Below are 10,858 nucleotides of genomic sequence, written 5' to 3'. Positions count from 1 at the left end.
ACGCCTCAACACAACGCCCCGAAAATGCCTCGGCTACAGAACACCCGCCGAGGTCTTCCTAAAACGACTGTTGCACTTCAAATGTGAATCCACCTCCCCGCTTTCGCGGGGATGAGCGGAGGATGGGGCTGGCGCTGAGCCACTATTCGACACGCCTGGAAGGCAAAGTCACAGACGAATTGCCGACACGGCCCCGCTCTGCCGCACGGCAGGCTGAATCCTGTAGGCCCCGATCAAACGTCCTTCTTTCCGCTCGTCCCCGCGAAAGCGGGGATCCAGGGCGATTTTTCTCCGCTCACGCGAGCTCACTTCGTTCGCCGCTGAGCGAAGGCGGCTTCTTCCTTCCCTGTCGCTTCGCTCCGCGTCACTTGAACGGCCGGCGCGCAATCGCGCACTGGTGCCTTAATCAATCTGAGTATTTGTGTTGGTGTTAATAGGAAAAAAATCCTTGACAGCGTGACGCTGGTTCGGTAGGGTTCAGGCATCGTCGGACAGGTGCGGCCGAGAGGGCCGGCCAGCACGGCGGAGAACTCCAAATCCAGGAGATCTCGCGGGTCTGGAGATCCTGCCGACCTGCCGACCTGCCGACCTGCCGACCTGCCGACTTACCGAACTGCCCAACTACCGAACGACCGAATTTTCTCGACAGGCGCGGCGATTTCGCACGCGCCTTTTTTCGTGCCCGGACCGTGGGGGCGGCTGGATCCAGCGATGACAGAGACCCACCGCTTCGTGCCCGACTGGGCGGCGATCCGCGTCGCCTTCGAGGCGGGGGAGTGGTCGCAGCGCAAGATCGCGGAGAGCTACGGGGTATCGGAATCCGGGCTGCGGACCCGGGCGGACCGTGAGGGCTGGGATCGCAGCCGGCGTCCGAAGCTCGGGCCCGCGGCGGCGAAACGAGCCCGGCCGATGCCGGCGGGGCCGAACCCGACGACCCGCAAGGTCGGGCGGCCGGCGGGACGGACGCCCGGCGAGCGGGCGGCAATGGTCGGCCGGCTCTACCGGGTCTTCGAGGCCCGGATCGCAGCGCTGGAGGCCCGGTTCGACCCTGAGGCGACCATCGACACGGAACGCGACACCAAGGTGCTGGCGGCGCTGGCCCGCACCCTCGACACGCTGATCGCGCTCGACCGGAAGGCCCGGTCGGAGGGCGCGGAGGCGCCGGCCGGGGAGAATGACGATATCGACGCCCTCAGACAGGACCTTGCGCGCCGCCTTGATCGCCTCGCTGGACGCCCTGACGGCGGATGAGCGGGCGGTCTTCCTGGCCGGGCTGCCGCACGAGACGGTGCGCTGGCTCGCGCGGGAATGGCTGTTCCAGGCCCGCGACGAGCAGCTGCCGCCGGACGGCGACTGGACCGTCTGGCTGATCCTCGGCGGACGCGGCGCGGGAAAGACCCGGGCGGGCGCGGAATGGGTGAAGGGGATGGCGCTCGGCAGGGACGGGTTCGCGCCGGCGCCGGTCGGACGGATCGCGCTGGTCGGCGAGAACCTGATCGATGCGCGCGCCGTCATGGTGGAGGGGGTGTCCGGGATACTGGCCGTTCATGCGGCCGACGAGCGGCCGGCCTGGCAGCCCTCCCGGCGGCGGCTTGAATGGAAGAACGGGGCGATCGCGGAGCTTTACTCGGCCGACGATCCGGAAAGCCTGCGCGGGCCCCAGTTCGGCGCCGCCTGGGCCGACGAACTGGCCAAGTGGCGGCAGGCGGAGGCGGCCTGGGACATGCTACAGTTCGCGCTCAGGCTGGGCGAGCGCCCGCGCCAGGCGGTGACGACGACGCCCCGGGCGATCCCGCTCCTGAAACGGCTGATCGCCGCGCCGGGAACGGCGGTGGCGCGGATGCCGACCAGGGACAACGCGGCCAATCTGGCGCCCGGTTTTCTGGAGGCGGTGGTGGGCCGCTATCGCGGCACGCGGCTCGGCCGGCAGGAGCTGGACGGCGAGATCCTGACGGACCGCGAGGACGCGCTGTGGAGCCGGGACGCGGTGGAGCGGGCGCGGGTGGACGCGGCGCCGGAGCTGACGCGCATCGTGGTGGCGGTGGATCCGCCGGCCTCGGGCGGCCGCGCCTCCGTCTGTGGCATCGTGGCGGCCGGGCTTGGAACCGACGGGCTCGGCTACGTGGTGGCCGACGACACGGTGACGGCGGCGGCCCCCGACGTGTGGGCAGCGCGGGCGGTGGCGACCTGGCGCCGGCTGGAGGCGGATGCGCTGGTGGCGGAAATCAACCAGGGCGGCGACATGGTGGCCGCGGTGATCCGGCAGGTGGACGCCGGCGTGCCGGTGCGCGCCGTGCGGGCAAGCCGGGGCAAGTGGCTCAGGGCCGAGCCGGTCGCGACGCTCTATGCCCAGGGCCGGGTGCGCCATGCCGGCGTCTTCCCGGAGCTGGAGGACGAGCTGTGCGCGTTCGGCCCGGACGGACAGGCCAACGGGCGCTCGCCGGACCGGCTGGATGCGCTGGTCTGGGCGCTCACCGACCTGATGCTGGCGCCCGGCGGGAGGCCCGCGATCCGGCGGGTGTGAGGGCGTCCGGGCGCTTCAATCCATCGCGATGCAGAGCCGCGCGGAGCCGGCATTGTCGGACAGGGCGGTGTCGTTGATGCGGAATCCGAACCGGCCGCCGAACTCCAGATAGTTAAGGATCGCTTGCGTGACCTCGCCTTCGAAAACGTAGAAATCGACGATGTCCACACCGTCGGTGACAAGAAGTCGCCCGAACGGGAGGCTCGGGATCACCTTGTAGGCCGAATAGGGTTCGAGGGCCGTCGCCGCTGCGCCCCGATGTCCGCGTTCGTCGACGTCGCCGTACGAGCGGGCGTCGACGGTCCATGCGGCGTCGGCGCGGATGTCCGCCGGTATGCCGCGCGGGATGTCGAGGTACTGCCACCCCTTTCGCGCGTCGATCGTGATGCAGTGATTGCTCAGGGCGGCGGCCGGGGCCGCATTCAAGACGAGAGCGGCTGCACAAAGCAGCGGCGCAGTTCGGTGGGCCATGGGAGCGTCCGCGGAAACGTTGGCGAGGCGGATAAGGTGCGGCCAACGCACGACATTTGTCCAGCGGGCACGTGCCTGACCGGCTGGAAGCGCTGGTCTGGGCGCTCATCGGCCGGAATGATCCGGCACGGCCGGACTTTGGGTCTGTCGACCTCAGAGGCTGCGACCCCTGGCCCTGGATCCCCGCCTTCGCTGGGATGAGCGGAGATTGGGTTGGGGCTCGGGCGCCACAAGGCAGGCCCATCAGGACTTATCCAGCCAGCGCGCGACGGCGCGCCGGCCATCCAAGAGGCGCGGAGCGAAGCGACCGGGACCAAGGAGATGGCCGCGCCCGTGCCCGTGCCCGTGCCCGTGCCGCGGCGAGCAGCGCGCGCTCGCGTGAGCGAAAGAGAAGGACCAACCATGCGGATCGATCGCTTTTTCAGGCGGGCGGGCGGAGAGGCTGCGCCCGAAGCCAAGGCCTCGCGGACCGGGCCGCTGGTGGCGCTCTCCTCGGTGGGCCGGCCGGTGTGGACCCCGCGCGACTACGCTGCACTTGCCCGGGAAGGCTACACCAGGAACCCGGTGGTCTATCGCTGCGTCCGCACGATTGCGGAGGCGGCCGCCTCGGTGCCGCTGCTGCTCTATCGGGGTGAAAGCGAGGTCGAGCGGCATCCGCTTCTGGACCTGCTTCACCGCCCGAATGCGGGCCAGACGGGGGCAGGGCTCCTTGAGGCGGTCTACGGGCACCTGCTGGTGGCGGGCAACGCCTATCTGGAGGCGGTTGCCGTCGATGGGCGGGTGCGCGAGCTGCACGCGCTCCGCCCGGACCGGATGAAGGTGCTTCCGGGGCCGAGCGGCTGGCCGGAGGCGTTCGAGTACACCGTCGGCGGGCGCTCGGTGCGGTTTTCCCAGGGCGGAGAGGGGCTCTCGCCGATCCTGCACCTGACGCTGTTTCACCCGCTGAACGACCACTACGGCTTCGCCCCGATCGAGGCGGCGCAGACCAGCCTCGACATCCACAACGCCGCCGGCGCCTGGAACAAGGCGCTGCTCGACAACGCTGCCCGACCCTCCGGCGCGCTGGTCTATTCCGGCGGCGACGGGACGCTGACGGCGGACCAGTTCGAGCGGCTGAAGAGCGAGCTGGAGGAGGGCTATCAGGGCGCCCGCAACGCCGGCCGGCCGCTCCTTCTGGAAGGCGGGCTCGACTGGCGCTCGATGGCGCTCTCGCCCAAGGACATGGACTTCATCGAGGCCAAGAACCAGGCCGCCCGGGAGATTGCGCTCGCCTTCGGCGTGCCGCCGATGCTGCTCGGCATCCCCGGCGACAACACCTACGCGAACTACCAGGAGGCGAACCGGGCGCTGTGGCGCCAGACGGTGCTGCCCCTGGTGGCGCGCACGGCCGAGGCGATCGGCGGCTGGCTGGCGCCGGTGTTCGGCGACGCGCTGCGGCTGAGCCTGGATGCGGACCGGGTGGAGGCGCTGTCCAGCGAACGCGAGGTGCTGTGGCGGCGGCTGGAGGCGGCCTCGTTCCTGACGGACAACGAAAAGCGCGCGGCAGTCGGCTATTCGCCGCGACCCGACGGCCCCGGCGCGGATCGGAGCTGATGTGGACCCCGTCACCCAGTCGGTCATGGACCGGGGCGATCTCGCGCACCTGGCGCTGTTTCTGTGGGCCAGTTCGGCGAGCGCGCTCCTGGTCTGGGCGCTGCGCGAGCTGGCCAGCTCCAACCGGCGCTTCAACGACTTCGTCAACGAGATCGCCCGGCTGACGGCGATTTTTCGCGACCGGGATTAGTTTTTTCGCTCGCGCCGAGAGGCAGTCGAACTCCGACGCTGCGGCCCTTGGCCCTGGATTCCGGCTTTCGCCGGAATGAGCGGAGTTTGAGGCCGGCTTCGGAGGACGAGACCTCAGCTTCGCTGGATATCACTCACCAGCGCGCGACCGCGCGCCGGCCGGAGGCCGCCCACCCGGAGCCGGTGCGCGAAAGCGCACTCGGCGTGAGGGACCCAATATCAGGAGAAACACCATGCAGAGTCACGTGAACGGGCCGGCGGCATCGTCCGGCGACCATCGGCGCGTGTTCGCCGACTTCGTCCAGGAAATGGCCCGGCTGATCGCACGGCGGCAGGCGGCGCGGCCGGGCCGTGGCCCGCGCATCGTCGAGGTTGGGCGATGAGCGGGCGGTCCAGGCGGCGCGGGCCGGGCGACGAAGCGCACGCTGCAGCGCTGGAGGTGAAGTTTTCGCCGGCGCCGGAGCCGACGGTTTCGGCCGACGGGACATTTTCCGGCTACGCGACCCTGTTCGGCCGGGCCGATCTCTCCGGCGACGTGGTGGCGCCGGGCGCGTTCGCCCGGGTCCTTGGGGAGAAGGAGGCGGGGCGGATCAAGCTCCTCTACCAGCACGATCCGGCCGAGCCGATCGGGCGCTGGCTCCTGATCGCGGAAGACCGGCGCGGGCTGCACGTGCGCGGCCGCATCACCGACGAAACGACGCGCGGCCGCGAGGTTCGCGCGCTGATGCGCGACGGCGTGCTGGACGGCCTGTCCATCGGGTTCAAGACCGTTCGCGAGGCCAGGGATCCGGCGACGGGCCACCGGCTGCTCCTGGAGGTCGACCTCTGGGAGATCTCCATCGTCACCTTTCCGATGCTGCCCGAGGCGCGTGCCCGGGCTGCCAAGGCCGCGGCGGCTTCCGTCGCGATCGACCGCACGCGGCTTGCGGCCGGGTTCCGGCGTGCCGCCCACCTTCTCAACGACACGAGGCACAGCACATGAGCGAGACCAACCACATGGCCTTCGAGACCAAGGCGGCTCCGGGCGACGGCGATCTCGGCGCCGCCTTCGCCGACTTCATGGGCGCGTTCGAGGTCTTCAAGGAGACCAACGACCGCCGCCTGGACGAGCTGGAACGGCGCTCCGCCACGGACGTGGTGACGCTGGAAAAGCTCGACCGGGTCGACAGGGCGCTCGACGCCCACCGGGCACGGGTGGACGACCTGGTGCTGAAGGCGCGGCGTCCGGCGCTCGGCGGCGACGGCGCGGCCTTCCGCTCGGGTGCTGCGCTGGAACACAAGGCCGCCTTCGAGGCCTATGTCCGCTCCGGCCGCGATCACGACCTGAAAGCGCTTGAGCTGAAGGCGCTGACGGCGGCCTCCGACGACGCCGGCTATCTGGTGCCGGAAGAGGTCGACCGGGAGATCGGCCGGCGGCTCGCCGCGATCTCGCCGATCCGGTCGATTGCGGGCGTGCGCCAGGTCTCCGGCACGAGCTTCAAGAAGCCGTTCGCCATCTCCGGCCCGGCGACCGGCTGGGTCGGCGAGACCGACGCCCGCACCACAACCGACGCGCCCGTCCTGAAGGAACTCACGTTCCGACGATGGAGCTTTACGCCATGCCGGCGGCCACCTCGACGCTGCTCGACGACGCCGCGATCGATCTCGGCCAGTGGCTGGCGGAGGAGATCGACCAGGCGTTCGCGGTCCAGGAGGGCAAGGCGTTCGTCTCAGGCGAGGGCGAGACCGAGCCCACCGGCTTCCTGTTCTACGACACCGTGGCGGAAGGCTCCTGGGAATGGGGCAAGCTCGGCTACGTGGCGACCGGTGCGGACGGCGCGTTCGCGAGCGAGGACCCGGGCGATGCGCTGATCGACCTCGTCTATGCGCTGAAGGCCGGTTACCGGCAGAACGCCCACTTCGTCATGAACCGCGCCACCCAGGCCGCAGTCCGCAAGATGAAGGACGACGACGACGCCTATCTCTGGCAGCCGCCGGCGGTTCCGGGCGGGCCCGCCTCTCTGATGGGCTTTCCGGTGGTCGAGGCGGAGGACATGCCCGACATCGGCTCCGACGACATGGCGATCGCCTTCGGCGATTTCCGGCGCGGCTACCTGATCGTCGACCGGATGGGTGTGCGCGTCCTGCGCGATCCCTATTCCTCCAAGCCGTACGTCCTCTTCTACACCACCAAGCGGGTGGGCGGCGGCGTCCAGGACTTCGACGCGATCAAGCTCCTGAAGTTCGGCACGAGCTGAGGGGTTGAGTGAATTGGCCCGCTCACCCCGGCGAAAGCCGGGGTCCAGGGGTCCGGATACCTGCGCTTCGGACCTTGGCCCTGGATTCCCGCTTCCGCGGGAATGAGCGGAATTTGGGGCTGGCGCCCGCCGAACCAGACTCAGCCTGACCGGACAGCGCCAGCCAGCGGACGACCGTCCGCCGCCCGGTCAGGGCGCCCTCGCGGAGCCGGTGCGCGGAGCGCACTCCGGCGTGAGCGAGAAAAGCCGGTCCCCACTTTTCGGGCCGATGCATCGCTGCGCATCGGCTTGCCCGAAAACCGGTTTCCACTTTTCGGGCCGATGCGGTTCTCCCCGCCCGACTGGGCCCCGTTCATCGCGAGCGGGGCCCTTTTTTCTTCGGAGGCATCATGACAGCCATCCTGACCGATCCGCCCGCATCCGAGCCGGTGACGCTCGCCGAGGCGAAGGCGCATCTGCGCGTCGATGCGGCGGACGACGACACCCTCATCGGCGATCTCATCGCGGCGGCAAGGCGCCACGTGGAAATCGCGACCGGGCGGGCCTTGATCGCCCAGGGCTGGCGCATCATTCGCGAGGACATGAAGGCGGCCGGACTGCTGCGGCTGGAGCCCCAGCCGATCCTGTCGGTCGATGCGGTGACTCTGCGCCGCGCCGACGGAACCGCCAGCGTGCTGGCCTCCGATCGCTATGTCGTCGATCTGGCCACGGCCCGGCTGAGGATGCTGGCCAGCGGCGAGCCGCTTGCGGGCAGCCAGGTCGAGGTGGATGTGACGGCCGGCTACGGCAGCGGGGCTTCGGACGTGCCGGCGCCGCTGCGCCAGGCGGTGCTGATGCTCGCCGCCCACTGGTACCAGCATCGCGAGGCCGCGCTTGCCGATCCGCCCGAGCCGGTGGCTCTGGGGCTCGCGAGCCTCGTCCGGCCCTTCCGGCTGACGAGGGTGGCATGAGCGCGAACGTGCCCATCGGGGCGCTGGACCGGCGCATCGTCATCGAGGCCCCGACCTCCACACCGGACGGGGCAGGCGGGGTCACCGTCACCTGGACCCCGCTCGCGACCGTCTGGGCCAGGGTCGAGACGCTGTCGGCCGCCGAGCGCGTCCGCGCCGGCCGGCCGGACGGGATTGCCACCCATAGGGTCACGATCCGTGCGCTCAGCGGGATCGCAAGCGGCCAGCGGATCCTGGTCGACGGCCGGGTGCTGACGGTTCGCGCGACCAGGCCGTCCGGCGACCGGGACGCCTATCTGGTTCTGGAAGCGGAAGAGGAGGGGCGCTGATGGATGCCGGCATCGCGCTGCAGGCCGCGATCCATGCGGAGCTCACGGGGGACATGACCCTCGTCTCCCTGCTCGGCGGGGCGCGGATCTTCGACCGTCCGCCGCGCGGGACGCCCCACCCGTTCGTGAGCTTTGCGGAGGCGAGCGACCGTCGTATGGATGGCGACGTGCCGCCGCTGCGGGAGCATCGCCTGTCCCTTGAGGTTCACTCCACCGCCCGGGGCCGCAAGGAGGCCTCTGCGATCGCGGACCGGATCGAGGGGCTTCTCGCGGGGGCCGCCCTCGCGCTCGACGGGCATCGGCTTGTGTCGCTGCGCCCGGTGGACAGGACCTTCGCCACCGCCGGCGACCGCCGGTCGGAGATCGCGACGCTGAGATTTCGCGCCGTCACGGAACCTGCCCAGTAGTTTCCACGGCCGGCTCGTGCCACGGTCGCTTCACTCACCCTTCGGGAGACATTGGAGCGAGCGAATGCACAAACTTGGAGCCCTGGCCGCGATTGTCCTGTTCGGCCTGACCCAGACGGCGGCGGCCGCAGAGATCGACGGCAACTGGAGCGCGCTGAGCAACACCGCGACCTCGATCACCGGCGACATCACCGTCAGCGAGGGCGAAGTGACGTTCTCCGACAACAAGAGCGTCAAGATCGAGCCTGTCGGCACCAAAGAGGGCGACTGGACCGATTTCGGCGGCTCGATGGAAGGCCACATCTTCAAGCTGGAGACGCCGGCCGATCCGGAACTCCTGAACGGCAACAAGCTGTGCGGCATGCCGGGCAATCCGGTGACGCACCTGGTGCTCGCCACCGGCGACGACGGCGGGCTGAGCCTGATCGTCTACACCGGCGACGAGACGCCGACCCCAACTTCAAGCCCCTGCTCGATCTTCAACTACGCAAGATAACGGGCACACGGCCGACTGAGCCCCGCACCACGCGGGGCGGCCGATCCGTCGGGGCTTCCCTGGTTCGTTCGACAGACATGGGAGGCGCCGATGGGCGCACAACGCGGCACCGACCTGGTGCTCCGGCTCGACCAGACCGGCTCGGGCTCCTACGCGACGGTCGCCGGCCTGCGGGCCCGGCGGCTGTCCTTCAATACCGATGCGGTCGACGTGACGGACACGGAGTCCGCCGGCCGCTGGCGCGAGCTTCTGGCTGGCGCCGGCGTGAAACGCGCCAGCCTGTCCGGCTCCGGCATCTTCAAGGATGCGGCGTCCGATGCGGCCGTCCGCACCATCTTCTTTTCCGGCGATATCCGCAGCTGGCAGGTGGTGATCCCCGACTTCGGCACTGTCTCCGGGCCGTTCCAGCTGACCGGCCTCGACTATGCCGGCAACCACGACGGCGAGGTGACCTACGAGATCTCGCTGGAATCCGCCGGCGAACTCACGCTTTCGGGAGCGTGAGGATGGCGAACCGGCATCGCGGAGAGATCGGCGCCGTCCTCGACGGGCGGCGCTTCACGCTCTGCCTGACGCTCGGCGCGCTGGCGGAGCTGGAGGACGCGTTTCAGGCCGGAGACCTCGTCGGCCTGGCGGAACGGTTCGGCTCCGGCCGGCTCAGGGCGGAGGATGCGGTCCGGGTGATCGGGGCGGGCCTGCGCGGCGCCGGCAACCCGGTCTCCGACGAGGAGGTCGCGGCGATGACCACGGCCGGCGGCGCGGCGGGCTTCGCCGCCATCGTCTCCGACCTCCTGACGGCGACATTCGGCGGGGCGGAGCCCGATCCCGAAAACCCTTGAGAGCCGCGGCGGCGGACGACCCCGTCGCGGCATTTCCCTGGCGCGAGGCCCTGGCGACGGTGGTGGGCCGGCTCGGAATGGGGCCGGCCGTCTTCTGGGCGATGAGCCTGCCGGAGCTGGTCACGGTGCTGGCCGCACTGACGGCATCCGGGCCGTCGCGGCCGGATACGCAACGCCTGCGCGCCCTGATCACGCGGATCGACGGTGGCAAGGAGCTCCCGAATGGCTGACGAATTCGAGACCGGCGACGGCATCGACGCCGCGCGCATCGAGGCGAGCCTGGCGCGGGCGAGCGCGGAGCTGGAACGCTCCGCCGAGCGCTTCTCGACCACGGTCGTCTCCGGGCTGAAGGCGGCGGTGATCGAGGGCAAGCGGCTCGACACCATTCTGGCGTCGGCGGCGCGCAGCCTGTCGGCGTCCATCCTCAGGGCTTCGCTGAAGCCGCTCGGAGAGAAACTGCTCGGCGGATTCGGCGGCCTGGGAACGTCGATCCTCGGCTCGGCCGCGTCCGCCGGGGTGAAGAGCGTGGGCAACCTGCTGCCGTTCGCCGAGGGCGGCGTGATCGGGGCGCCGGCAACCTTTCCGCTGGGCGGCGGCCGGACCGGGCTCGCCGGTGAGGCGGGGCCGGAGGCCGTGCTGCCGCTGGAGCGCGGTCCCGACGGCCGGCTCGGCGTGGCGGCCGGCGGCGGCGGTCCGACCCGGGTGATCGTCAACATCACGACGCCGGACGTGGAGAGCTTCCGGCGTTCCGAGGCTCAGGTCACCGCGCTGCTGGCGCGCGCCGTCGCCCGCGGCCGGCGCGGCGGCTGAGCCGGCCCACAAA

At 70.5% G+C, this 10,858-nt stretch carries 15 protein-coding genes and 2 pseudogenes; 16 read left to right on the top strand and 1 reads right to left on the bottom strand.

The window, feature by feature from the left end; genetic code table 11:
• From J2S73_RS21690 to J2S73_RS21525, 3 genes and pseudogenes are all read left to right on the top strand, one after another.
• Positions 1 to 115, top strand: a pseudogene (locus J2S73_RS21690) (IS30 family transposase); the annotation flags it as partial.
• A 596-nt stretch (positions 116 to 711) separates the two neighbouring features.
• Positions 712 to 1,251 carry a hypothetical protein gene (locus tag J2S73_RS21530; RefSeq protein WP_306887772.1) on the top strand — a complete coding sequence of 180 codons (540 nt, stop codon included), beginning with the start codon at positions 712 to 714 and terminating at the stop codon, positions 1,249 to 1,251.
• On the top strand, positions 1,238 to 2,524 hold the full coding sequence (locus J2S73_RS21525) for a DNA-packaging protein (RefSeq protein WP_370874485.1): 1,287 nt from the start codon (positions 1,238 to 1,240) through the stop codon (positions 2,522 to 2,524). Before J2S73_RS21530 ends, J2S73_RS21525 begins: the two co-directional genes overlap by 14 nt.
• A 15-nt stretch (positions 2,525 to 2,539) precedes the next feature.
• Here J2S73_RS21525 and J2S73_RS21520 read toward each other — a convergent pair whose 3' ends face one another.
• On the bottom strand, positions 2,540 to 2,995 hold the full coding sequence (locus tag J2S73_RS21520; RefSeq protein ID WP_306887770.1) for a hypothetical protein: 456 nt from the start codon (positions 2,993 to 2,995) through the stop codon (positions 2,540 to 2,542).
• A 402-nt stretch (positions 2,996 to 3,397) separates the two neighbouring features.
• Between J2S73_RS21520 and J2S73_RS21515 the strand changes: the two genes are divergently transcribed.
• The 13 genes and pseudogenes from J2S73_RS21515 (at position 3,398) to J2S73_RS21455 (ending at position 10,845) form a co-directional block, all read left to right on the top strand.
• On the top strand, positions 3,398 to 4,588 hold the full coding sequence (locus J2S73_RS21515) for a phage portal protein (protein WP_306887769.1): 1,191 nt from the start codon (positions 3,398 to 3,400) through the stop codon (positions 4,586 to 4,588).
• Between the two features lies 1 nt (position 4,589).
• Entirely contained in the window at positions 4,590 to 4,778 is a 189-nt protein-coding gene (locus J2S73_RS21510) for a hypothetical protein (protein ID WP_306887768.1), read from the top strand.
• Between the two features lie 232 nt (positions 4,779 to 5,010).
• A complete protein-coding gene (locus tag J2S73_RS21505; protein ID WP_306887766.1) occupies positions 5,011 to 5,160 on the top strand; it encodes a hypothetical protein in 150 nt (49 codons plus the stop codon).
• The gene (locus J2S73_RS21500) at positions 5,157 to 5,759 is read left to right on the top strand and encodes an HK97 family phage prohead protease (RefSeq protein WP_306887765.1); all 603 of its coding nucleotides are present in this window, start codon (positions 5,157 to 5,159) and stop codon (positions 5,757 to 5,759) included. The genes J2S73_RS21505 and J2S73_RS21500 overlap by 4 nt, the downstream gene beginning before the upstream one ends.
• Positions 5,756 to 7,014 (top strand): annotated as a pseudogene (locus J2S73_RS21495) (phage major capsid protein). The gene J2S73_RS21500 and the pseudogene J2S73_RS21495 overlap by 4 nt, the downstream one beginning before the upstream one ends.
• A gap of 389 nt (positions 7,015 to 7,403) precedes the next feature.
• A complete protein-coding gene (locus tag J2S73_RS21490; RefSeq protein WP_306887763.1) occupies positions 7,404 to 7,964 on the top strand; it encodes a head-tail connector protein in 561 nt (186 codons plus the stop codon).
• Entirely contained in the window at positions 7,961 to 8,293 is a 333-nt protein-coding gene (locus J2S73_RS21485) for a phage head closure protein (RefSeq protein ID WP_306887762.1), read from the top strand. The genes J2S73_RS21490 and J2S73_RS21485 overlap by 4 nt, the downstream gene beginning before the upstream one ends.
• A complete protein-coding gene (locus J2S73_RS21480; protein ID WP_306887761.1) occupies positions 8,293 to 8,700 on the top strand; it encodes a DUF3168 domain-containing protein in 408 nt (135 codons plus the stop codon). Before J2S73_RS21485 ends, J2S73_RS21480 begins: the two co-directional genes overlap by 1 nt.
• Positions 8,701 to 8,764: 64 nt before the next feature.
• Positions 8,765 to 9,196, top strand: coding sequence for a hypothetical protein (locus J2S73_RS21475; protein WP_306887760.1), 432 nt, complete (start codon positions 8,765 to 8,767; stop codon positions 9,194 to 9,196).
• A gap of 90 nt (positions 9,197 to 9,286) precedes the next feature.
• Complete coding sequence (locus J2S73_RS21470; protein WP_306887759.1) at positions 9,287 to 9,700, top strand: phage major tail protein, TP901-1 family; 414 nt, start codon at positions 9,287 to 9,289, stop codon at positions 9,698 to 9,700.
• Between the two features lie 2 nt (positions 9,701 to 9,702).
• Positions 9,703 to 10,035, top strand: a complete 333-nt coding sequence (locus J2S73_RS21465; protein ID WP_306887758.1) for a gene transfer agent family protein — start codon at positions 9,703 to 9,705, stop codon at positions 10,033 to 10,035.
• Positions 10,032 to 10,265 carry a phage tail assembly chaperone gene (locus J2S73_RS21460; protein WP_306887757.1) on the top strand — a complete coding sequence of 78 codons (234 nt, stop codon included), beginning with the start codon at positions 10,032 to 10,034 and terminating at the stop codon, positions 10,263 to 10,265. Before J2S73_RS21465 ends, J2S73_RS21460 begins: the two co-directional genes overlap by 4 nt.
• On the top strand, positions 10,258 to 10,845 hold the full coding sequence (locus J2S73_RS21455) for a phage tail tape measure protein (RefSeq protein ID WP_306887756.1): 588 nt from the start codon (positions 10,258 to 10,260) through the stop codon (positions 10,843 to 10,845). The genes J2S73_RS21460 and J2S73_RS21455 overlap by 8 nt, the downstream gene beginning before the upstream one ends.
• Positions 10,846 to 10,858 lie beyond the last annotated feature (13 nt).

This window comes from Amorphus orientalis, from assembly GCF_030814015.1.
Lineage (GTDB): Bacteria > Pseudomonadota > Alphaproteobacteria > Rhizobiales > Amorphaceae > Amorphus > Amorphus orientalis.
The sequence above is the reverse complement of the archived record's forward strand: the minus strand, read 5'-3'. Positions and strand labels throughout refer to the sequence as shown.

Excerpts from the sequence above, each read along its gene's own strand:
- J2S73_RS21530 (WP_306887772.1), top strand. The coding sequence starts at position 712 with ATGACAGAGACCCACCGCTTCGTGCCCGACTGGGCGGCGATCCGCGTC.
- J2S73_RS21490 (WP_306887763.1), top strand. The coding sequence starts at position 7,404 with ATGACAGCCATCCTGACCGATCCGCCCGCATCCGAGCCGGTGACGCTC.
- J2S73_RS21520 (WP_306887770.1), bottom strand. The coding sequence starts at position 2,995 with ATGGCCCACCGAACTGCGCCGCTGCTTTGTGCAGCCGCTCTCGTCTTG.
- J2S73_RS21480 (WP_306887761.1), top strand. The coding sequence starts at position 8,293 with ATGGATGCCGGCATCGCGCTGCAGGCCGCGATCCATGCGGAGCTCACG.
- J2S73_RS21455 (WP_306887756.1), top strand. The coding sequence starts at position 10,258 with ATGGCTGACGAATTCGAGACCGGCGACGGCATCGACGCCGCGCGCATC.
- J2S73_RS21465 (WP_306887758.1), top strand. The coding sequence starts at position 9,703 with ATGGCGAACCGGCATCGCGGAGAGATCGGCGCCGTCCTCGACGGGCGG.
- J2S73_RS21475 (WP_306887760.1), top strand. The coding sequence starts at position 8,765 with ATGCACAAACTTGGAGCCCTGGCCGCGATTGTCCTGTTCGGCCTGACC.
- J2S73_RS21485 (WP_306887762.1), top strand. The coding sequence starts at position 7,961 with ATGAGCGCGAACGTGCCCATCGGGGCGCTGGACCGGCGCATCGTCATC.
- J2S73_RS21470 (WP_306887759.1), top strand. The coding sequence starts at position 9,287 with ATGGGCGCACAACGCGGCACCGACCTGGTGCTCCGGCTCGACCAGACC.
- J2S73_RS21505 (WP_306887766.1), top strand. The coding sequence starts at position 5,011 with ATGCAGAGTCACGTGAACGGGCCGGCGGCATCGTCCGGCGACCATCGG.
- J2S73_RS21500 (WP_306887765.1), top strand. The coding sequence starts at position 5,157 with ATGAGCGGGCGGTCCAGGCGGCGCGGGCCGGGCGACGAAGCGCACGCT.
- J2S73_RS21515 (WP_306887769.1), top strand. The coding sequence starts at position 3,398 with ATGCGGATCGATCGCTTTTTCAGGCGGGCGGGCGGAGAGGCTGCGCCC.